Below are 21,405 nucleotides of genomic sequence, written 5' to 3'. Positions count from 1 at the left end.
TGCTTGAACACTATGAGAACAACCATGAAGTCCGCCGCTTCCCAGAAAGGTCTGTCGTTTTTCGGCTGGTTGCTGGCCCTGGCGCTGGTCGCCTTCGTCGCCAGTACGGCATTCAAGTTGATCCCGCATTACCTCGACTACATGTCGATGAAGAAAATCATCATGTCGGTGGAAACCGACAAGGCGGCGGGCGTCACCACCGTCAGCGACTTTTACACCCATGTTGCCCGCGGCATGCAGGTCAACAGTATTCAGGACGTGGATTTGAACAAAGCGTTAAGCGTGACGGTGGAGAACAACCGGTTCCTCGCCCATTTGAAATACGAGCAGCGTGATCCGCTGATCCAGAACATCGATCTGGTGGTCAAGTTCGACCACGAATTCAGCGTGGGTAAACCGTGACCGTGTCCTTGAGCCGTCTCGAGCGCCAGCTCGGCTATACCTTCAAGGACCAGGAGCTGATGGTCCTGGCCCTGACTCACCGCAGTTTTGCCGGGCGCAACAACGAGCGCCTGGAGTTTCTCGGTGACGCGATTCTCAACTTCGTTGCCGGCGAGGCGCTGTTCGACCGCTTCCCGCAGGCCCGCGAAGGCCAGTTGTCGCGTTTGCGCGCACGCCTGGTAAAAGGTGAAACACTGGCGGTCCTGGCCCGTGGTTTCGAATTGGGCGACTACCTGCGCCTGGGGTCCGGCGAGTTGAAGAGCGGCGGTTTCCGCCGTGAGTCGATCCTGGCCGATGCCCTGGAAGCGCTGATCGGCGCGATCTATCTCGACGCCGGCATGGAAATGGCCCGCGAGCGGGTGCTCGCCTGGTTGACCTCGGAGTTCGACAGCCTGACGCTGGTGGACACCAACAAGGACCCCAAGACCCGCCTGCAGGAGTTCCTGCAGTCGCGTGCCTGTGAACTGCCGCGTTACGAAGTGGTGGATATCCAGGGTGAACCGCATTGCCGGACGTTCTTCGTCGAGTGCGAAATCACCCTATTGAATGAAAAAAGCCGAGGACAGGGCGTGAGCCGTCGCATTGCCGAACAGGTAGCGGCCGCCGCAGCACTGATTGCCCTGGGCGTGGAGAATGGTAATGACTGATTCAATTGCAACACGCTGCGGCTACGTCGCCATCGTCGGCCGGCCGAACGTGGGCAAATCCACGCTGCTGAACCATATCCTCGGCCAGAAGCTCGCGATCACCTCGCGCAAGCCCCAGACCACCCGCCACAACATGCTCGGGATCAAGACCGAAGGCGCCATCCAGGCAATCTACGTCGACACGCCAGGCATGCACAAAGGTGGCGAGAAGGCGCTGAACCGCTACATGAACAAGACCGCCTCGGCGGCCCTGAAAGACGTCGACGTGGTGATCTTTGTCGTCGACCGCACCCGCTGGACCGAAGAGGACCAGATGGTCCTGGAGCGCATCCAGTACGTCGAAGGCCCGGTGATCGTCGCGCTGAACAAGACCGACCGGATCGAAGACAAGGCAGAGCTGATGCCGCATCTGACCTGGTTGCAGGAGCAGCTGCCGAACGCGCAGATCGTGCCGATCTCCGCCCAGCAAGGGCATAACCTGGATGCCCTGGAAGGCCTGATCGCCCAGCACCTGCCGGAAAACGAGCACTTCTTCCCGGAAGACCAGATCACCGATCGCAGCAGTCGTTTCCTCGCTGCGGAACTGGTGCGCGAGAAAATCATGCGCCAGCTGGGGGCGGAGCTGCCTTACCAGATCACCGTGGAAATCGAAGAGTTCAAGCAGCAGGGCAAGACCCTGCACATCCATGCGCTGATCCTCGTCGAACGTGACGGCCAGAAGAAGATCATCATTGGTGACAAGGGCGAGCGGATCAAGCGCATCGGCACCGAGGCACGCAAGGACATGGAGCTGCTGTTCGACTCCAAGATCATGCTCAACCTGTGGGTCAAGGTGAAGGGCGGCTGGTCCGACGACGAGCGGGCGCTGCGCTCGTTGGGTTACGGCGATCTGTAACCAGGTCGTTTGAGGCTCGACGTCATGTCGGCTAACCCGCCTCCCGGCCAACCGGCCTACGTCCTGCACTCCCGCGCCTACCGCGAAAGCAGCGCGCTGGTGGATTTCATCACGCCACAAGGCCGGCTTCGCGCGGTGCTGCGCAGCGCGCGGGGCAAGGCGGGTACATTGGCGCGACCGTTCGTGCCCCTCGAGGTCGAGTTTCGTGGCCGGGGCGAGCTGAAGAATGTCGGGCGCATGGAAAGCGCCGGCGTCTCCACCTGGCTCAACGGCGAAGCGCTGTTCAGCGGCCTCTACCTCAACGAACTGCTGATTCGCCTGTTGCCCGCCGAAGACCCGCATCCGGCGGTCTTCGACCACTATGCCGCGACCTTGCTCGCCCTGGCCGAAGGCCGTCCCCTCGAACCCCTGCTGCGTTCCTTTGAGTGGCGGCTGCTCGATGACCTCGGCTACGGCTTTGCCCTGGACGTGGATGTCCATGGCGAACCGCTGGCAGCGGACGGCATGTACCGGCTGCAGGTGGATGCCGGCCTCGAGCGGGTCTACCTGTTGCAACCCGGGCTGTTCCAGGGCACCGAGCTGCTGGCCATGGCCGAAGCCGACTGGACCGCGGTCGGTGCCCTGTCGGCGGCCAAGCGCCTGATGCGCCAGGCGCTGGCGGTGCATCTGGGGGGTAAACCGCTGGTCAGTCGCGAGTTGTTTCGAAAGCCCTGAAATCCCCGTGTATGCTGTGGGCCGAATCTTCAACTGTTCAGGAGCCTTCCCGTGACCACCAGCACCCGCATTCTTCTCGGTGTGAATATCGACCACGTAGCCACCCTGCGTCAGGCCCGGGGCACGCGTTACCCCGACCCGGTCAAGGCCGCGCTGGACGCCGAAGAGGCGGGCGCCGATGGCATCACCGTGCACCTGCGTGAAGACCGCCGGCATATCCAGGAGCGCGACGTGCTGCTGCTCAAGGAGGTGCTGCAAACCCGCATGAACTTCGAAATTGGCGTGACCGAAGAGATGATGGCGTTCGCCGAGCGCATTCGTCCGGCGCATATCTGCCTGGTCCCGGAGACCCGCCAGGAACTGACCACCGAGGGTGGCCTGGATGTCGCCGGGCAGGAAGCGCGGATCAAGGCGGCGGTGGAGCGCCTGAGCAGGATCGGCAGCGAAGTGTCGCTGTTCATCGATGCCGATGAGCGGCAGATTGCCGCGTCCAAGCGGGTCGGCGCGCCGGCGATCGAATTGCACACCGGGCGTTATGCCGACGCCGAGACTCCGGCCGAAGTGGCCGAGGAACTCAAGCGCATCGCCGATGGCGTGGCCTTTGGCGTGTCCCAGGGGCTGATCGTCAATGCCGGACATGGCCTGCATTATCACAACGTCGAGGCGGTCGCGGCGATTCCGGGGATCAACGAGCTGAACATCGGCCACGCACTGGTGGCCCATGCATTGTTTGTCGGCTTCAAGGCGGCGGTGGTGGAGATGAAGGAATTGATCCTGGCGGCTGCGCCGAAGGCCTGACTGCCAGGCACGCTCCCACGGGAGGGTATGGGACAAACTGTGGGAGCCGGCTTGCCGGCGATAGCGATCTGATGGTCGACATCGTTGTTGCCCGATAAACCGCCATCGCTGGCAAGCCAGCTCCTACGAGGGCTGTGTTCGGCTCTGGCTATAGCTGTGATGGCTGCTCGGTCGGCTTGGTCTTGTCCACGCCCGGTACGTGCAAGGCGCCTTCGGCCACCTGGCTGCCTTCCAGCTGCGGCTGGGTCACCCAGGTGAGGATGTCGTAGTAGCGGCGGATGTTGGCGACGAAGTGCACCGGCTCGCCGCCGCGGGCGTAGCCGTAGCGGGTCTTGCTGTACCACTGCTTCTGCGCCAGGCGCGGCAGCATCTTCTTCACGTCCAGCCACTTGTTCGGATTCAGGCCTTCGTTCTCGGCCAGCTTGCGGGCGTCATCCAGGTGACCGCTGCCAACGTTGTAGGCGGCCAGCGCGAACCAGGTGCGATCCGGCTCCTCGATTTTCTCGTCGAGCTGGTCCTTCATGTAGGCCAGGTACTTGGCGCCGCCACTGATGCTCTGCCGGGCGTCCAGGCGGTTGGACACGCCCATGGCCTGGGCGGTGCTCTGGGTCAGCATCATCAGGCCGCGCACGCCGGTCTTGGAAGTGACGCTCGGTTGCCACAGCGATTCCTGGTAGCCGATGGCCGCGAGCAGGCGCCAGTCGACCTTTTCTTCCTTGGCCGAGGCCTGGAAGTGTTTCTCGTATTTGGGCAGGCGTTGCTGCAGGTGCTGGGCGAAGGTATAGGCGCCGACATACCCGAGGACATCGACGTGCCCGTAATAACGATCCTTCAGGCGTTGCAGGGTGCCGTTCTTCTGCACCTTGTCGAGGTAGGCGTTGATTTCGTTGAGCAGGCTGTTGTCTTCCCCCGGAGCCACTGCCCAGCGCTGGTTGCGGGCGTCGCCGAGGTCGAAGGCGACTCGCACGTTGGGGAAGTAGACCTGGTTCATCGCCACTTCGTTGGAATCCACCAGGGTCAGGTCGATCTGGCCCTCGTCGACCATGCGCAGTAGGTCGACCACTTCGACGGCGTCGGACTCTTCGTATTCTATTGCAGGATTCTGCTTTTTCAGTTCGGCCAGCTGTTCGGCGTGGGTGCTGCCCTTCAATACCGTGATGCGTTTGCCCACCAGGTCCGCCGGGGTGGTGGGGCGGGACTGGCCGTTACGGTAGATGACCTGCGGGGTGACTTCCAGGTAAGGGTGGGAAAAGCGCGCCTGTTGCTTGCGCTGGTCGCTGCCGACCAGGCCGGCGGCCGCCAGCACCGGACCGTTGGGTTTGCCCAGCTGATTGAACAGGTCGTCGAGGTTGTCGGCGGTTTCGATCTCGAGCTTGACCCCCAGGTCATCGGCGAAGCGCTTGACCAGCTCGTATTCGAAGCCGGTTTCGCCGTTGCGATCCTGGAAGTAGGTGGCCGGACTGTTGCGGGTGATCACGCGCAGTACGCCATCCTCCTTTACGCGCTCGAGAGTGCTGGGTTTTTCAACACAGGCACCGAGCATCAGGAAGAGTCCGGTTGCGATGAGCCACTTGGCGCAGCGCGGGCGGAAAGCAGTTTGGGAAAACATGTGCGCAGTATACGCAAAGGACCTCGGCCGCCATATCTCGACAGATGGGTGCCGGTCTGCTAGAGAAACCCGGATAACGCTGGAAGCCTCAGGAATGGGGCCTGGCGCGGGGGAAACGGAGCAAAAATAACCGTTCCGGATGCCCTTGATGCCTATTAATAATAAGCAGGGCCCCCCGTACCGACGTCTGGCGCACGGCAAGCGTGCCGTTTCGGGTGCCGTCGCGGGCGGTTTAGGCTAGAATGCACGGCCTCAAAGCACACCCCCTTCCCGAGGCTGTCCCGAAGATGTTGATCCTGCGCGGTGCTCCTGCCCTTTCCGCCTTTCGCCACAGCAAACTACTCGAGCAACTGAGCCAGAAAGTTCCGGCTGTCAGTGGCTTGTATGCTGAGTTCGCCCATTTCGCCGAAGTCACCGGCGTTCTGACCGGCGATGAACAGCAAGTGCTGGCCCGTCTTCTGAAATACGGCCCGAGCGTGCCGGTTCAGGAGCCTACCGGTCGTCTGTTCCTGGTGTTGCCGCGTTTCGGCACCATTTCGCCCTGGTCGAGCAAGGCCAGCGACATCGCTCGCAACTGCGGCCTGGGGAAAATCCAGCGTCTGGAGCGCGGTATCGCGTTCTACGTGGCCGGCCAGTTCAGCGACGCCGAGGCCGAGCTGATCAGCGCCAGCCTGCATGACCGCATGACCCAGATCGTGCTGGCCAACCTGGAACAGGCCGCCGGCCTGTTCAGCCATGCCGAGCCGAAGCCGCTGACGGCCGTGGATGTCCTCGGGGGCGGTCGCGCCGCGCTGGAAAAAGCCAACGTCGAGCTGGGCCTGGCCCTGGCCGAAGACGAAATCGATTACCTGGTGAATGCCTTCATCGGTCTCAAGCGCAACCCGCATGACATCGAACTGATGATGTTCGCCCAGGCCAACTCCGAGCATTGCCGTCACAAGATCTTCAACGCCAGTTGGGATATCGACGGCGAGAGCCAGGAAAAGAGCCTGTTCGGCATGATCAAGAACACCTACGTGATGCACAGCGAAGGTGTCCTGTCGGCCTACAAGGACAACGCCTCGGTGATCGTCGGCAATGTCGCCGGTCGCTTCTTCCCGGATCCCGAGACCCGCCAGTACGGCGCGGTGCAGGAGCCGGTGCACATCCTGATGAAAGTCGAGACCCATAACCACCCGACCGCGATCGCCCCGTTCCCGGGCGCCTCGACCGGTTCCGGTGGCGAGATCCGCGACGAAGGTGCAACCGGGCGCGGCGCCAAGCCGAAGGCCGGCCTCACCGGTTTCACCGTGTCCAACCTGCAGATCCCTGGCTTCGAGCAACCCTGGGAAGTGCCCTACGGCAAGCCCGAGCGCATCGTCACCGCGCTGGACATCATGATCGAAGGCCCGCTGGGCGGCGCCGCGTTCAACAACGAATTCGGTCGTCCGGCCCTGACCGGCTACTTCCGTACCTTCGAACAGTCCATCACCACTCCGCGTGGCGATGAAGTGCGCGGCTACCACAAGCCGATCATGCTGGCCGGCGGCATGGGTAACATCCGTGCCGAACACGTGCAGAAGGGCGAAATCACCGTCGGTTCCAAGCTGATCGTGCTTGGCGGCCCGGCGATGCTCATCGGCCTCGGCGGCGGTGCGGCATCCTCGATGGCCACCGGCACCAGCTCGGCGGACCTGGACTTCGCTTCGGTACAGCGCGAAAACCCGGAAATGGAACGCCGCTGCCAGGAAGTGATCGACCGCTGCTGGCAGCTGGGCGACAAGAACCCGATCAGCTTTATCCATGACGTCGGCGCGGGCGGCCTGTCCAACGCCTTCCCGGAACTGGTCAACGACGGCGACCGCGGTGGCCGTTTCGAACTGCGCAATATTCCCAACGACGAGCCGGGCATGGCCCCGCACGAAATCTGGAGCAACGAATCCCAGGAACGCTACGTCCTGGCGGTCGATGCGGCGGACTTCGAGCGCTTCAAGGCGATCTGCGAACGCGAGCGTTGCCCGTTCGCGGTGGTCGGTGAAGCCACTGCCAAACCGCAACTGACGGTCACCGATAGCCACTTCGGCAACAGCCCGGTGGACATGCCGCTCGAAGTGTTGCTGGGCAAGGCTCCGCGCATGCACCGTTCGGCTGTTCGCGAAACCGAGCTGGGCGACGATTTCGATCCGGGCAGCCTGGCGATTGCCGACTGCATCGAGCGCGTCCTGCACCACCCGGCCGTGGCGAGCAAGAGCTTCCTGATCACCATCGGCGACCGCACCATCACCGGCCTGGTTGCCCGCGACCAGATGGTCGGCCCGTGGCAGGTGCCGGTGGCTGACGTCGCCGTCACCGCCACCAGCTTCGACGTCTACACGGGTGAAGCCATGGCCATGGGCGAGCGTACGCCGCTGGCCCTGCTGAACGCCCCGGCCTCCGGGCGCATGGCGATCGGCGAGACCCTGACCAACCTGTCGGCCTCGCGCATCGGCAAGATCTCCGATATCAAGCTGTCGGCCAACTGGATGTCGGCCGCCGGTCATCCGGGTGAAGATGCCCGCCTGTACGACACCGTGAAAGCGGTCGGGATGGAGCTGTGCCCGGAACTGGGCATCACCATTCCGGTGGGCAAGGACTCGATGTCCATGGCCACCCGCTGGAAAGACGAGGGCGTCGACAAGAGCGTGACCTCGCCGTTGTCGCTGATCGTGACCGGCTTCGCGCCGGTGACCGATATCCGCAAGACCCTGACCCCTGAACTGCGCATGGACAAGGGCGTCACCGACCTGATCCTGATCGACCTGGGGCGTGGCCAGAACCGCATGGGCGCATCGATCCTCGCCCAGGTGCACGGCAAGCTCGGCAAGCATGCGCCGGACGTCGATGACGCGGAAGACCTCAAGGCCTTCTTCGCGGTGATCCAGGGCCTCAACGCCGACGGTCACCTGCTGGCCTACCACGACCGCTCCGATGGTGGCCTGCTGGTCAGCACCGTGGAGATGGCCTTCGCCGGCCACTGCGGCCTGAGCCTGAACCTCGACGGCGTGGCGGAAACCGCCGCCGATATCGCCGCGATCCTGTTCAACGAAGAGTTGGGCGCGGTGATCCAGGTGCGCCAGGACTCCACTCCGGACGTGCTGGCGCAGTTCAGCGCCGCGGGCCTGGGTGACTGCGTGTCGGTGATCGGCCAGCCGCTGAACAACGGCGAAGTCAGCATCACCTTCAACGGCGACACCGTGTTCACCGGCGAGCGTCGCCTGCTGCAACGCCAGTGGGCGGAAACCAGCTACCGGATCCAGCGCCTGCGCGACAACGCCAACTGTGCCGACCAGGAATTCGACGTCCTGCTGGACGAAGGCAACCCTGGCCTGAGCTACAAGACCAGCTTCGATGTGAACCAGGACATCGCCGCGCCGTACATCAAGAAAGGCATTCGTCCCCAGGTCGCGGTCCTGCGCGAGCAGGGCGTCAACGGCCAGGTGGAAATGGCGGCGGCGTTCGACCGTGCCGGCTTCAATGCCATCGACGTGCACATGAGCGATATCCTCGCCGGTCGTGTCGACCTGAACGAGTTCAAGGGTCTGGTCGCCTGCGGCGGCTTCTCCTACGGTGACGTCCTCGGTGCCGGTGAAGGCTGGGCCAAGTCGGCCCTGTTCAACGCCCGTGCCCGTGATGCCTTCCAGGGCTTCTTCGAGCGCAACGACAGCTTCACCCTCGGCGTGTGCAACGGTTGCCAGATGATGTCCAACCTGCACGAGCTGATTCCGGGCAGCGAATTCTGGCCGCACTTCGTGCGCAACCGCTCCGAGCAGTTCGAGGCGCGGGTGGCGATGGTGCAGATCCAGGAGTCGAACTCGATCTTCCTGCAGGGCATGGCCGGTTCGCGCATGCCGATCGCCATCGCCCACGGCGAGGGTTATGCCGAGTTCGAAAGCGAAGAAGCCTTGCTGCAAGCCGACCTGTCGGGTTGCGTGGCCATGCGCTTTGTCGACAACCATGGCAAGGTCACCGAAACCTACCCGGCCAACCCGAACGGTTCGCCGCGCGGGATCACCGGGCTGACCAGCCGTGACGGTCGCGTCATGATCATGATGCCGCACCCGGAGCGGGTGTTCCGTGCCGTGCAGAACTCCTGGCGCTCGGAAGACTGGAACGAAGACGCGCCATGGATGCGCATGTTCCGTAACGCGCGCGTCTGGGTTAACTAAGCGGCGATGTACAAGCTCAGCTTTTTCGTGCCGCCGAGCCATGTGGAGCAGGTCAAGAGCGCTGTATTCGCCGCCGGTGGCGGTCGGATCGGCGCCTATGACCACTGCGCCTGGCAGGTGCTGGGCCAGGGCCAGTTTCGCCCGTTGGACGGCAGCCAGCCGTTTCTCGGGCAAACCGGCGTGGTCGAGCAGGTGGCGGAATGGAAAGTCGAGCTGGTCGTGGAGGATGCCCTGATCGCAACCGTGGTCGCGGCCCTCAAGCAAAGCCATCCCTACGAGACGCCGGCCTATGAGGTCTGGCGTCTCGCCGATTGCTGATTCGACCCCCGTCCCTTATCGTCCCAGGGCGTTACCGAGAGCCTGGGCACGATCTCCCACCAGCAAATGCCAGACCCCGTCTTCCAGCGGACTGATGCCCTGGCAGCCCAGTGCCTTGAGTGCCGTTTCCGACAATTGCCGGACATCTTCGAGTTGCACCCGCAGCCGCGTCTGGGCGACGCACTCCAGTGCCCGTACATTGGCTTTTCCGCCGAGCGCGGCAAGCCATTGCTGCAACTGTTCCCCGCTGATCTCGGTCGAGTCGACAGGCTCCGGCCCGCCCGGTGCGACTGTGCTTGAGCCCGTGGTCGGCAGCGCCAGGCGAATCTCGTCGGCGATACCGTCCGCCAGCGGCCCGACCACCACCTGCAGGCTGCCACCATGGCCGGGACGCACCACGGCCATGGCGCCGAGTGCCTTGAGATCGGCATCCACGGCCTTGTCGCGGTCCCGCAGTTCCACCCGCAGACGGGTGGTGCAGGCCCCGACCGTCACCAGGTTGGCGGCCCCGCCCAGGGCCTGGATATAGGCGGTTCCCCGCTGGTTTTCGCTGAGCACGCGGGTCGTCGCGGTGCTGGCGACAGGTTCGCGTCCCGGCGTTTTCAGGTCGAAGCGGCGGATGCAGAAATCGAACACGAAATAGTAGACCAGCGCATAGGCCAGTCCCACCGGCAGCACCAGCCAGCCGTTGGTGGACTTGCCCCAGCCCAGGGCCATGTCGATGGCACCACCGGAGAAGGTAAAGCCCAGGTGGATATTCAGCAGGTTGGTGATGGCCATCGACAGCCCGGTCAGCAGCGCATGCACCACATAGAGCATTGGCGCGAGGAACATGAAGGCGAATTCGATGGGCTCGGTGACGCCGGTCAGGAACGAGGTCAGGGCCATCGACAAGAAGATCCCGCCCATCAGCTTGCGGCGCTCGGGCAAGGCATTGCGGTACATCGCCAGGCAGGCGGCGGGCAGGCCGAAGACCATCACCGGGAACATGCCGGTCATGAATTGCCCGGCCTTCGGGTCGCCGGCGAAATAGCGCGCCAGGTCGCCGGTGACCATGCGACCGGTGTCCGGATCGGTGAAGCTGCCGAAGACGAACCACATCATGTTGTTGAGGATATGGTGCAGGCCGGTGACGATCAGCAGGCGGTTGAAGACGCCGAAAATGAACGCGCCGATGCTGCCGCTTTCGACCATCAGCAGGCCAAGGCTGTTGATGCCGTTCTGGATCGGCGGCCAGACCAGGCCGAAGATCACCCCCAGGCCGACCGCGGAAAAGCCGGTGACGATCGGCACGAAGCGCCGCCCGCCGAAGAAGGCCAGGTACTCCGGCAGCTTGATGTCCTTGAAGCGGTTATACAGCGCACCGCCGAGCAGGCCGCTGATGATCCCCGCGAGCATGCCCATGTTGATGCTGGCGTCGAGCACCTTGAGCGTGGAGATCATCACCAGGTAGCCGATGGCGCCCGCCAGCCCGGCGGTGCCATTGTTGTCGCGGGCAAAACCCACGGCGATGCCGATGGCGAAGATCAGCGCCAAGTTGGCGAAGATGGTGTTGCCGGCATCGTGGATGATCGCGATGTTCAGCAGGTCGGTATCACCCAGGCGCAGCAGCAGGCCGGCGATCGGCAGGATGGCGATGGGGAGCATCAGTGCACGGCCGAGGCGTTGCAGGCCCTCGATAAACAACTGGTACATGGCGTGTCTCCTTATTGTTGTTATCAGCCCAGCGGCCAGTGGCGGCGGCAGGTTTCACGGACGCTGGCGGCACTGCCGAGCTGGAGCAGCGACTGGCTGATCCGGCGACATCCGGCGGCATTGAGCTGGCGTACCCGTTCCTTGATCTCGCCGATCTGTGGCGGGCTCACGGACAGTTCGGTGACGCCCAGGCCGATCAGTACCGGCGTGGCCAGCGGGTCCGAGGCCAGCGCACCACAGACGCCGACCCAGCGTTGATGACGGGCCGCGCCGGCGCAGGTCTGGGCGATCAGGCGCAGCACCGCCGGGTGTAGGGCGTCGACCCGGGCGGCCAGGCCCGCGTGGTCGCGGTCCATGGCCAGGGTGTATTGCGACAGATCGTTGGTGCCGATGGAGAGGAAGTCGGCGTGCTCCGCCAGCTGTTCGGCCAGCAGGGCGGCGGAAGGGACCTCGATCATCACCCCCAGCTCGGGACGTTCGACGATCCCCAGTTCGGCGGCCAGGGCGTCGAGGCGCTGGCGGATCTGCAGCAGTTCATCGACCTCGCTGATCATCGGCAGCAGGATCCGGCAGCGTTGCGACGGGCTGACTTGCAGCAGCGCGCGCAGTTGCTGGTCGAGCAGCTCCGGCCTGGCCTGGGCCAGGCGGATGCCGCGCAGGCCGAGCACGGGATTGGCTTCCTGGGGCAGCGGCAGGTAGTCGAGCTGCTTGTCGCCACCGACATCGATGGTACGGATGATCACCGGCTTGTCGCCCATGGCATCGAGCACGCCCTGGTAGGCGTGGCGCTGTTCCTGTTCGTCGGGTGCGGTCTGGCGGTCGACGAAAAGAAACTCGGTGCGCAGCAGGCCGACGCCATCGGCCCCGCCTTGATGGGCTTCGCCGGCCTCATGGGCGGAGGCGACATTGGCCGCCACCTCGATGGACAGGCCGTCACGGGTCCGGGCCGCCGAATGGCTGTGTTCGCGCTGGCGCTGGCGTCGCAGTTGATGTTGCCAGTGGGCCAGGGCGACGCCTTCGAGGCGGGTACTGTCGGGGTTCAGTTCGAGGCGCCCGTGATCGGCATCGAGCACCACCTGCTGGTCGGGAGCGATCTCCAGCAGTCGCGGACCGAGGGCGACCAGGCAGGGCAGGCCCTTGCCCCGGGCGAGGATCGCCACGTGGGAGGTGGCGCCGCCGGCGGCCATGCACAGCCCGGCGACCTTCTGCTGGCTGATCAGCAGCAGGTCGGAAGGGGTCAGTTCCTGGGCGACGACAATCGAGCCTTCGGCCAGTTCGTAGTGCCAGGTCTCGCCGAGAAGGGCGCGCAATACCCGTTGGCGCAGGTCGTGCAAGTCGTTGGTGCGTTCGGCGAGCAGCGGGTTGTCCAGGTTCAACAGGACCTGGCACTGCGTTTCGATGGCCTGGCTCCAGGCATGGGTCGCCGCGTGGCCCTGTTCGATGGCCTGGCTGGCGGCATCGAGCAGGGCCGGGTCTTCGAGCAGGGCCAGGTGGGCGTTGAAGATCGCCTGCTCTGCGTGATCCTGGCGTCCGTTGGCCTGTTGCAGGGTGTCGTAGATCTCGGCGCGGACCTTTTCCAGCGCGATATCCAGGGCCTGCAGCTGTGCGTCGGCGATATGCCCACCGCTGTCGGGCGGCAACTGGATGGCTTGCAGGCGTGCGATGGGGCCGCTGACCAGTCCGGGAGCGGCGCAGACGCCGTGCAGCACGCCGGCCTCGGCCGGTTGGGCGGATGGGGCCGGACGGGCCGGGGGCGCATGATGTGGGTCGGCGGCCAACGGGGTTTGCAAGACCTGCAGCAGCGCCTGCAAGGCGGCTTCGCGGTCGGTGCCACGGCAACTGATTTCCACCCGGGCCTGTTCGGTGACGCCCAGGCCCATGATGCCGATCAGGCTGTCGAGGGAGGCGGAGCGCTCTCCCAGGTGGAGGCGCGCCTCGCAGTTGAAACCCTGCGCGGCCTGGCGCAGCAAGGCCGCCGGGCGCGCATGGAGGCCGCCAAGGTGGGCGACCCGGGCACTGCCACGGACTTCTTCGCTCGTCGTCCCGGCAAGCGTCGCCGCCTGGCGTCCGCTCTGGCGTGGCAGGACCCGCAGCAACGGCTCGCCGACCGTTACCGAATCGACGGGCAGCGCCCTCAGTTCGTAGTGTTCGCCGTTGGTCAGCACCAGCGGCGTCACCAGGCTTTTGCACTGGCGGGCGACCCGGTCGAGGTCGAAGCGCAGCAGGGCCTGGCCGGCACTGACCCGGGCACCTTCCGCGACCAGCAGGGCAAAGCCTTCGCCCTGCAGTTCGACGGTATCCAGGCCCAGGTGCAGCAACAGTTCGGCGCCGTTGTCGGCGCGCAGGGTCAGTGCGTGCAGCGTTCGCGCGACATGCAGGATCACCCCGGCACAGGGTGCATGCAGGGTGTCGTTGAGCGGGTCGATGGCGATGCCTTCGCCCATGGCGCCGCTGGCGAAGACCGCGTCGTCGATGCGGGTGAGTGGGAGCACGGGACCGCTGAGCGGTGCGCCGAGGGTGATCTCATTGTTGTTATGCATGGCGCTGTACTCGTCAGTGGGTACGGGTGACTTTGCTCAGGTGACGCGGTTGGTCGGGGTCCATGCCGCGGGCCACGGCCAGTCGGGCGGCCATCACATAGAAACTCTGGATCGCCAGGATCGGATCGAGGGCCGGATGCCCGGCGCAGGTCAGGTCCAGATCGCGCTCGGCGATATCGGGTGGCGCGGCGAGCAGCACGCGGGCGCCGCGCTGGCGCATGTCGGCGGCGAGCTTGAGCAGTCCGGCCTGTTCCGCGCCCCGTGGGGCGAAGACCAGCAGGGGGTAGCCGGCGTCGATCAGGGCCATCGGGCCGTGGCGGACCTCGGCGCTGCTGAAGGCTTCGGCCTGGATCGCCGAGGTTTCCTTGAACTTCAGCGCGGCCTCCTGGGCAATGGCGAAGCCGGCGCCGCGACCGATCACCATCAGCCGCTCGCTACCGCGCAGCACGTCGATGGCCGCGCTCCAGTCCTGGGCCGCGGCCTGTTGCAGGCCGGCGGGCAGGGCCTGGCCGGCGTCGAGCAGGGCGCGATCCTGTTGCCAATGACCGAGCAGCCGGGCGCTGGCGCTGAGGGTGGCGATGAAACTCTTGGTGGCGGCGACGCTTTGCTCGGCCCCGGCCAGCAGCGGCACGGTGTATTCGCAGGCGGCCTCCAGGGGCGAGTCGGGGGCGTTGACCATGGCCACGCTGAGGGCTCCGCGTTCGCGCAGCAGGTGCAGGCTGTCGACCAGGTCCGGGCTTTGTCCGGACTGGGAAAAGGCGAACACCGCCTGGCCGCTGACGCGCAATGGCGAATGCCGCAGGGTGACCACCGACATCGGCAGCGAGGCCACCGGTACGCCGGTCTGCTGCATGGTCAGGTAGGCGAAGTAACTGGCGGCATGGTCGGAGCTGCCCCGGGCGACGGTCATCGCCACATGGGGCGGCTGGCGGCGCAGGCGGGCGGCGATGGCCTTCAGGCCATCGTCGAGTTGCTGCAACTGGCGGCTGACCGCCTCGTGGGAGGACAGTGCCTCTTCAAGCATTCTGGAAGTCAACGGCTTCTCCTTCGACCATTACCGAGGTCAGTGTCAACGAACGATCCAGGCGCACGCAGTCGGCCCAGGCTCCGGGCGCCAGGCGTCCGCGCTCTTCCAGGCCGAGGTAGTCGGCGGGGAACTGCGACAGGCGTTGCGAGGCTTCGGCGATGGGCAGGCCGATCTTCACCAGGTTGCGCAGGGCCTGGTCCATGGTCAGGGTGCTGCCGGCCAGGGTGCCGTCGGCCAGGCGTACGCCGCCCAGGCACTTGGTCACGGTGTGGCTGCCCAGCTTGTACTCGCCGTCCGGCATGCCGGCGGCGGCGGTCGAGTCGGTCACGCAATAGAGGCAGGGGATCGAGCGCAGGGCCACGCGCATCGCGCCCGGATGCACGTGCAGCAGGTCGGGGATCAGTTCGGCATAGCGGGCATGGGCCAGGGCGGCACCGACGATACCCGGCTCGCGGTGGTGCAACGGGCTCATGGCGTTGTACAGGTGGGTGAAGCTGGTGGCCCCGGCCTCGAGGGCGGCGACGCCTTCCTCGTAGCTGCCCAGGGTGTGGCCGATCTGCATGCGGATGCCGCGGCTGCTGAGGGCGCGGATCAACTGCGCGTGGCCGGCGATTTCCGGGGCGATGGTAATCACCCGGATCGGCGCGCGGCGCAGGTATTCATCGATTTCGGCGGCGATCGCCGTATGGGCGAAGTTCGGCTGGGCGCCGAGTTTGCCGGGATTGATGAACGGGCCTTCGAGGTGCACGCCGAGGACGCGGGCGGTGCCCGTCGGGCGCTGTTCGCAGTAATGGCCGAGCTGGCCGAGGATTTCGCCGATCTCCTCGGGCGGCGCGGTCATGGTCGTGGCCAGCAATGAGGTGGTGCCGAAGCGCAGGTGGGTGCGGGCGATGGTTTCGAAGGCGGCGCCACCCTCCATGATGTCCTTGCCGCCGCCACCGTGGACATGCAGGTCGATGAAACCGGGCAGCAGGTAGGGCAGGTCGTTGTCGGCCGGATCGCAGGGCGTGCCTTCGATACGTTGTACCTTGCCCGCCTGGTGTACCAGGCGGCCGCGGATCCAGCCTTGCGGGGTAAGGATGTTGTCTTCGGACATGGCAGGTTCTCTGGGGAAGCTAACGTCGCAGCTCTGCGACGAAGTCGTAGTAGTCGTTGCGGCAATAGGTGTCGGTCAGTTCGATGGGGGTGTTGTCTTCGAGGTAGCCGACACGGGTCATCAACAGCATCGCGGTACCGGGCTCGATACCCACCAGGGCGGCGAAGTCCGGCGAGGCATTGATCGCGCGGATATGTTGCAGGGCGCGGACCACCGGCCGACCGATACCGTCCAGGTATTCATAGAGCGAATCGCCGACCTGCTCCGGCTCGGGCAACAGCGCGGCGGGCAGGGTGCTCATCTCGATCGCCATCACCGTGTCGTCGGCCTTGCGCAGGCGCTTGAGGCGCGCCACCTTGTCGCTGGGGGACAGGGCCAGGCGGATCAGTTCTTCGTGGCTGGGCAGGGCGATATGGCGTTCCAGCCATTGCGAGCCGGGTACGAAGCCCTTGGAGCGAAGCATCTCGCTGAAGCTCGACAGACGTGACAACGGCTGTTCCAGGCGCGGGGTGATAAAGGTCCCGGAGCCCTGGCTGCGGCGGATCAGACCCTGTTCGAAGAGGACTTCCAGGGCTTTGCGGGCCGTCACCCGGGAGATACTCAGCAGTTCGCTCAGGTTGCGTTCCGAGGGCAATGCCTGTTCGGCTTTCCATTGGCCGGCATGGATGGCGGCTTCCAGGTTGCGCGCCAGTTGCAGGTACAACGGCGTAGGCTGGGACTCGTCGGGACGCAGTGCGAGTATCTTGTTCATGTAGGATTTCCGATGCGGTTATTAGAGGTTTTTCGCTCGGGTAGTGGCATCAAGCTAATACCACTTGAATACCATGTCAATGCCGCTGGTATTCTTCGAGCGCAATAAAAAGCCCGGCATGGGGTGCATGCCGGGCATTCGGGGTTGCAGTGGTATCAGGGTGGTTGGGTGAAAGGCGCTTCAGGGGCGGATTTCCACCAGGGTGCCGTCCTTGACCAGGTTCCACACTTCACGCATGTCGACGTTGCGCATGCCGACGCAGCCGTCGGTCCAGTCCAGGGTATGCAGCCACTGCTCCGGGTAGTCCTCGGAGTCCGGCGTGCCGTGGATCATGATCATGCTGCCGGGATTGACGCCTTCGCGACGGGCGCGTGCGGCATCGCTGATATTCGGGTAGGAAATGTGCATGGACAGGTTGAATTTGTCGCTGGTCTTGCGCCAGTCGATCCAGTAGAAACCTTCCGGCGTACGACGATCGCCTTCTATCAGTTTCTGCCCCTTGGGGTTCCTGCCCAGGGAGATGCGGTAGGTCTTCAGGGGCTTGCCGTCGCTGATCAGTTGCAACTGGTGGGCGGACTTGAGGACCAGGACCTTTTCAATCATTCGACCTTGCAGTGGGTCGGCGGCGGAAGCCTGGGACAGCGCGGCAAACGACAGGCAGAAAACGGCAAGCAACCAACGCATTGAAACGGTATCCCTGAATAAAGTGGCGTAGCGGATTATTTGGGGTCGGCCGCTTTCGGCATCATCGGCGGCACGGCTTCGCTGCGCACCGGGAACTGTTGTGTGAGGCGGTCGGCGAAGAAGCATTCTAAGGTACGTCCGACCGTCCTGAAAGCCAGCTCGGACCAGGGGATCTCGTGTTCTTCGAACAGCCGTACCTCCAGGCTCTCGGTGCCGGCGCGGAAGTCCAGGTCGGCCAGCTCGGCGCGGTAGAACACATGGACCTGATTGATATGCGGTACATCGATCAGCGTGTAGATGCTCAGGTTGCGCACGCGGGCATAAGCCTCTTCGAAGGTTTCCCGGCGGGCGGCGTCCTCGACGGTCTCGCCGTTTTCCATGAAGCCGGCCGGCAAGGTCCAGAACCCCAGGCGCGGTTCGATGGCGCGGCGGCAGAGCAGCACCTGGCTGCCCCAGACCGGCAGGCAGCCGGCGACGATATTGGGATTCTGGTAATGAATGGTCTGGCAGTGATCGCAGACAAAGCGCAGGCGCGTGTCGCCCTCGGGAATGCGTTGACTGACCGGTTTACCGCATTGGCTGCAGAACTTCATGCTGGATTCTCTGGGTGGCGCGCCTATCTTCGCGTGGTCGGTCACCTGTCGGCAAGTTGTGCTTTCGCGACATGCATCGGTTGAGGGGTTGGGCGACCTGTCGGTTTGGTGCATGATGCAGGGTAAGTCAGAAATCGAGATCAGCCATGCTGGATGAGCTACTTCGACGTGTCAGCAACCATACCCCACGCCCCCTGGAAACGGATCGACGTTTTCCCGAGGCTGCGGTACTGGTGCCGATCACGCGCAGTGACGAGCCGGAGCTGGTGCTGACCCTGCGGGCCAGCGGTCTTTCGACCCATGGTGGCGAGGTCGCGTTTCCCGGTGGCCGCCGCGATCCCGAAGACCCCGACCTGGTCTTCACCGCCCTGCGCGAGGCGCAGGAAGAGATCGGCCTGGCGCCCGGGCTGGTGGAGATCATCGGTCCGCTCAGCCCGTTGATCTCCCTGCATGGGATCAAGGTAACGCCCTATGTCGGCGTGGTCCCGGACTTTGTCGAATACCAGGCCAACGATGCCGAGATCGCTGCGGTGTTCAACGTGCCGCTGGAATTCTTCCGCCAGGACCCGCGTGAACACACTCATCGCATCGATTATCAGGGCCGCAGCTGGTATGTGCCCAGTTATCGCTATGGTGAATACAAGATCTGGGGGCTCACGGCGATCATGATCGTCGAGTTGATCAATCTGCTGTATGACGCCAAGATCAGCCTGCACAAGCCGCCCGAGCGGTTTATCAATATTTGAGCCATCGTCGGTATGGCGTTCTGCCCCGAGCCGTGAGGACTACCGTATGAAATACCGCCTGGGCGACTTTCGCGTCGAAGCCCATCCACAGAGCTGGGTGGCACCCAATGCCGTACTGGTGGGCAAGGTCAAGCTGGAAGAGGGCGCCAACGTCTGGTTCAACGCCGTGTTGCGCGGTGACAACGAGCTGATCCTGATCGGGCGCGACAGCAACGTCCAGGACGGTACGGTCATGCACACCGACATGGGCTATCCGCTGACCATCGGTACCGGCGTGACCATCGGCCATAACGCCATGCTGCACGGCTGTACCGTCGGCGACTACAGCCTGATCGGCATCAACGCGGTGATTCTCAATGGCGCGAAGATCGGCAGGAACTGCATCATCGGCGCCAATTCGCTGATCGGCGAAGGCAAGGAAATTCCCGATGGTTCGCTGGTGATGGGCTCGCCGGGCAAGGTGGTGCGTGAGCTGACCGAGCCGCAGAAGAAAATGCTCGAGGCCAGTGCCGCCCACTATGTACACAATTCCCGGCGTTACGCCCGCGACCTGCAGGAAGACCTGGAATGACCACGCCGGAGCGTCCGGTGGCCTCGCCCTGCGTGAGTATCTGCGCGCTGGACGAGCAGGATATCTGCACCGGTTGCCAGCGCACGGTCGAGGAAATCACCCGCTGGAGCCGGATGGATAACGCCGAGCGTCGCGAAGTGCTCGGGCGTTGCCATGAGCGGGCCAAGTCCAGCGGGCTGCTGTGGATGCTGGGGACGAAGGGCTGATTCGGGTCCTGGCTGTGACCCTCCTGGCGCTTTGCGGTAATCTGTAGGGCTACATCGACAGGTAGTCCGCGCCCCATGCTCTTTCTTATCGCTTATATCGCCAGCGTCGTGCTGATCAACTTCGCGTTCTCCAGCGCACCGCACCTGGACATCATCTGGTCGGCCTGGGGTGGGCTGGTGTTTATCCTGCGCGATATGGTCCAGACCCGTTTCGGCCACGGAGCCATCGTTGCCATGCTGGCGGCGCTGGTGCTGTCGTATGTGACCTCCGACCCGACCATTGCCCTGGCCAGCGCCACGGCCTTTGCCATCTCCGAATGCATCGACTGGCTGGTCTTCAGTATCACCCGGCGCCCGCTGCACGACCGCCTGTGGATAAGTTCGGCGCTCAGCATCCCGCTGGACACCTTTATCTTCTTCGGCCTGATCGGCGCGCTGACCCCCCCTGTGGTCCTGACGGCGCTGGGCTCCAAGTTCGCCGGTGTCACCGTGGTCTGGCTGGTCATGGCCTGGCGCCTGCGTAAAGCCGCTCATCCGGCCTGAAACGATTTGTCCCAGTTCATGTAAAATGCCCGCCTTCTTATTCCCAGCAGGGGCCCGCTGATCGGGCGCCTTCGATGATCTGCTTCCTTGAGGACCTGAAATGACCCGTATCGGAACTCCACTGTCGCCGACCGCGACTCGCGTATTGCTCTGTGGCTGTGGTGAGCTGGGCAAGGAAGTCGTGATCGAACTGCAACGCCTGGGCGTCGAAGTGATCGCGGTCGACCGCTACGCCAATGCGCCGGCCATGCAGGTGGCCCATCGCAGCCACGTGATCAACATGCTCGACGGCGCGGCCCTGCGGGCGGTGATCGAAGCCGAGAAGCCGCACTTCATCGTTCCGGAAATCGAAGCCATCGCCACCGCCACCCTGGTGGAGCTGGAGGCCGAAGGCTTCACCGTGGTGCCGACCGCGCGCGCCGCGCAGCTGACCATGAACCGTGAAGGCATCCGTCGCCTGGCCGCCGAAGAGCTGAAGCTGCCGACCTCGCCGTACCACTTCGCCGACACCTTCGAGGCCTACAGCAAGGCCGTCGAGGACCTGGGCTTCCCTTGCGTAGTCAAGCCGGTGATGAGTTCGTCGGGCAAGGGCCAGAGCCTGCTGCGCAGTGTCGACGACGTACAGAAGGCCTGGGATTACGCCCAGGAAGGCGGCCGTGCCGGTAAGGGCCGGGTGATTGTCGAGGGCTTCATCGATTTCGACTATGAAATCACCCTGCTTACCGTGCGTCATGTCGGCGGTACCACGTTCTGCGCCCCGGTCGGCCACCGTCAGGAGAAGGGTGACTACCAGGAATCCTGGCAGCCACAGGCCATGAGCCCGGTGGCCCTGGCCGAGTCGGAGCGGGTCGCCAAGGCCGTGACCGAAGCCCTGGGTGGGCGCGGCATGTTTGGCGTCGAGTTGTTCATCAAGGGTGATCAAGTGTGGTTCAGCGAAGTGTCGCCGCGTCCCCATGACACCGGCATGGTGACCATGATTTCCCAGGACCTGTCGCAGTTCGCGCTGCATGCCCGTGCGATTCTCGGCTTGCCGATCCCGCTGATCCGCCAGTTCGGCCCGTCGGCCTCGGCGGTGATCCTGGTGGAAGGGCAGTCGACCCAGACCGCCTTCGCCAACCTCGGCGCGGCGTTGAGCGAGCCGGACACCGCTTTGCGCCTGTTCGGCAAGCCGGAAGTCAACGGTCAGCGCCGCATGGGCGTGGCCCTGGCGCGTGACGAATCGATCGAAGCGGCGCGGGCCAAGGCGACCCGTGCGGCCCAGGCGGTCGTGGTCGAGCTGTAACCCCGCTCAAGAGCGCGGATGTGTGCCTTGCGCGCACCCGCGTTCGCCGCTGAACCGTAGGAGCC

20 protein-coding genes are annotated in these 21,405 nt (G+C 64.5%); 12 read left to right on the top strand and 8 right to left on the bottom strand.

The window, feature by feature from the left end:
- The first annotated feature begins 24 nt into the window (after positions 1 to 24).
- Genes ACL9RJ_RS09375 through pdxJ form a run of 5 tightly spaced genes read left to right on the top strand, consistent with a single transcriptional unit; the run spans position 25 to position 3,495 of the window.
- Entirely contained in the window at positions 25 to 402 is a 378-nt protein-coding gene (locus ACL9RJ_RS09375) for a DUF4845 domain-containing protein (RefSeq protein WP_017124081.1), read from the top strand.
- Entirely contained in the window at positions 399 to 1,088 is a 690-nt protein-coding gene (rnc, locus tag ACL9RJ_RS09370; protein ID WP_017124080.1) for a ribonuclease III, read from the top strand. The genes ACL9RJ_RS09375 and rnc overlap by 4 nt, the downstream gene beginning before the upstream one ends.
- Positions 1,081 to 1,983 (top strand): GTPase Era, encoded by a 903-nt coding sequence (gene era, locus ACL9RJ_RS09365; protein ID WP_017124079.1) that lies wholly within the window; start codon positions 1,081 to 1,083, stop codon positions 1,981 to 1,983. The genes rnc and era overlap by 8 nt, the downstream gene beginning before the upstream one ends.
- A gap of 24 nt (positions 1,984 to 2,007) precedes the next feature.
- Entirely contained in the window at positions 2,008 to 2,697 is a 690-nt protein-coding gene (recO, locus tag ACL9RJ_RS09360) for a DNA repair protein RecO (RefSeq protein WP_017124078.1), read from the top strand.
- Between the two features lie 51 nt (positions 2,698 to 2,748).
- The gene (pdxJ, locus tag ACL9RJ_RS09355; RefSeq protein ID WP_422765163.1) at positions 2,749 to 3,495 is read left to right on the top strand and encodes a pyridoxine 5'-phosphate synthase; all 747 of its coding nucleotides are present in this window, start codon (positions 2,749 to 2,751) and stop codon (positions 3,493 to 3,495) included.
- Positions 3,496 to 3,643: 148 nt separating this feature from the next.
- Here pdxJ and mltF read toward each other — a convergent pair whose 3' ends face one another.
- A complete protein-coding gene (gene mltF, locus ACL9RJ_RS09350) occupies positions 3,644 to 5,104 on the bottom strand; it encodes a membrane-bound lytic murein transglycosylase MltF (RefSeq protein ID WP_017124076.1) in 1,461 nt (486 codons plus the stop codon).
- A gap of 287 nt (positions 5,105 to 5,391) precedes the next feature.
- Here mltF and purL point away from each other — a divergent pair, with 287 nt between their 5' ends.
- Positions 5,392 to 9,288: a phosphoribosylformylglycinamidine synthase gene (gene purL / locus ACL9RJ_RS09345; RefSeq protein ID WP_422765162.1), complete on the top strand. Its 3,897-nt coding sequence runs from the start codon at positions 5,392 to 5,394 to the stop codon at positions 9,286 to 9,288.
- 6 nt (positions 9,289 to 9,294) lie between these two features.
- Positions 9,295 to 9,606 carry a YqfO family protein gene (locus ACL9RJ_RS09340; RefSeq protein WP_177085635.1) on the top strand — a complete coding sequence of 104 codons (312 nt, stop codon included), beginning with the start codon at positions 9,295 to 9,297 and terminating at the stop codon, positions 9,604 to 9,606.
- 15 nt (positions 9,607 to 9,621) lie between these two features.
- Here ACL9RJ_RS09340 and nagE read toward each other — a convergent pair whose 3' ends face one another.
- The 7 genes from nagE to ACL9RJ_RS09305 all read right to left on the bottom strand — a co-directional run bounded on the left by nagE (position 9,622) and on the right by ACL9RJ_RS09305 (position 17,992).
- A complete protein-coding gene (gene nagE, locus ACL9RJ_RS09335; protein ID WP_422765161.1) occupies positions 9,622 to 11,301 on the bottom strand; it encodes an N-acetylglucosamine-specific PTS transporter subunit IIBC in 1,680 nt (559 codons plus the stop codon).
- A 23-nt stretch (positions 11,302 to 11,324) separates the two neighbouring features.
- Positions 11,325 to 13,841 (bottom strand): phosphoenolpyruvate--protein phosphotransferase, encoded by a 2,517-nt coding sequence (gene ptsP / locus ACL9RJ_RS09330; RefSeq protein ID WP_422765160.1) that lies wholly within the window; start codon positions 13,839 to 13,841, stop codon positions 11,325 to 11,327.
- 13 nt (positions 13,842 to 13,854) lie between these two features.
- The gene (locus ACL9RJ_RS09325; protein ID WP_103032641.1) at positions 13,855 to 14,877 is read right to left on the bottom strand and encodes an SIS domain-containing protein; all 1,023 of its coding nucleotides are present in this window, start codon (positions 14,875 to 14,877) and stop codon (positions 13,855 to 13,857) included.
- Positions 14,858 to 15,964, bottom strand: a complete 1,107-nt coding sequence (nagA, locus tag ACL9RJ_RS09320; protein WP_177108681.1) for an N-acetylglucosamine-6-phosphate deacetylase — start codon at positions 15,962 to 15,964, stop codon at positions 14,858 to 14,860. Before nagA ends, ACL9RJ_RS09325 begins: the two co-directional genes overlap by 20 nt.
- 19 nt (positions 15,965 to 15,983) lie before the next feature.
- Positions 15,984 to 16,715 carry a GntR family transcriptional regulator gene (locus ACL9RJ_RS09315; protein WP_177108682.1) on the bottom strand — a complete coding sequence of 244 codons (732 nt, stop codon included), beginning with the start codon at positions 16,713 to 16,715 and terminating at the stop codon, positions 15,984 to 15,986.
- Positions 16,716 to 16,895: 180 nt separating this feature from the next.
- Positions 16,896 to 17,399 (bottom strand): L,D-transpeptidase family protein, encoded by a 504-nt coding sequence (locus ACL9RJ_RS09310; protein WP_017124069.1) that lies wholly within the window; start codon positions 17,397 to 17,399, stop codon positions 16,896 to 16,898.
- Between the two features lie 35 nt (positions 17,400 to 17,434).
- Positions 17,435 to 17,992: an NUDIX hydrolase gene (locus ACL9RJ_RS09305; RefSeq protein WP_017124068.1), complete on the bottom strand. Its 558-nt coding sequence runs from the start codon at positions 17,990 to 17,992 to the stop codon at positions 17,435 to 17,437.
- Positions 17,993 to 18,138: 146 nt separating this feature from the next.
- Between ACL9RJ_RS09305 and ACL9RJ_RS09300 the strand changes: the two genes are divergently transcribed.
- The 5 genes from ACL9RJ_RS09300 (at position 18,139) to purT (ending at position 21,340) form a co-directional block, all read left to right on the top strand.
- Positions 18,139 to 18,738: a CoA pyrophosphatase gene (locus ACL9RJ_RS09300; protein ID WP_177085642.1), complete on the top strand. Its 600-nt coding sequence runs from the start codon at positions 18,139 to 18,141 to the stop codon at positions 18,736 to 18,738.
- Positions 18,739 to 18,784: 46 nt separating this feature from the next.
- Positions 18,785 to 19,309, top strand: a complete 525-nt coding sequence (locus ACL9RJ_RS09295) for a gamma carbonic anhydrase family protein (RefSeq protein WP_017124066.1) — start codon at positions 18,785 to 18,787, stop codon at positions 19,307 to 19,309.
- Complete coding sequence (locus ACL9RJ_RS09290) at positions 19,306 to 19,515, top strand: DUF1289 domain-containing protein (protein ID WP_017124065.1); 210 nt, start codon at positions 19,306 to 19,308, stop codon at positions 19,513 to 19,515. Before ACL9RJ_RS09295 ends, ACL9RJ_RS09290 begins: the two co-directional genes overlap by 4 nt.
- Positions 19,516 to 19,590: 75 nt before the next feature.
- Positions 19,591 to 20,058 (top strand): VUT family protein, encoded by a 468-nt coding sequence (locus ACL9RJ_RS09285; protein ID WP_177108683.1) that lies wholly within the window; start codon positions 19,591 to 19,593, stop codon positions 20,056 to 20,058.
- Between the two features lie 100 nt (positions 20,059 to 20,158).
- The gene (gene purT / locus ACL9RJ_RS09280) at positions 20,159 to 21,340 is read left to right on the top strand and encodes a formate-dependent phosphoribosylglycinamide formyltransferase (protein ID WP_177108684.1); all 1,182 of its coding nucleotides are present in this window, start codon (positions 20,159 to 20,161) and stop codon (positions 21,338 to 21,340) included.
- Positions 21,341 to 21,405 lie beyond the last annotated feature (65 nt).

It is taken from the genome of Pseudomonas sp. Mn2068, from assembly GCF_049319725.1.
Lineage (GTDB): Bacteria > Pseudomonadota > Gammaproteobacteria > Pseudomonadales > Pseudomonadaceae > Aquipseudomonas > Aquipseudomonas gingeri.
The sequence above is the reverse complement of the archived record's forward strand: the minus strand, read 5'-3'. Positions and strand labels throughout refer to the sequence as shown.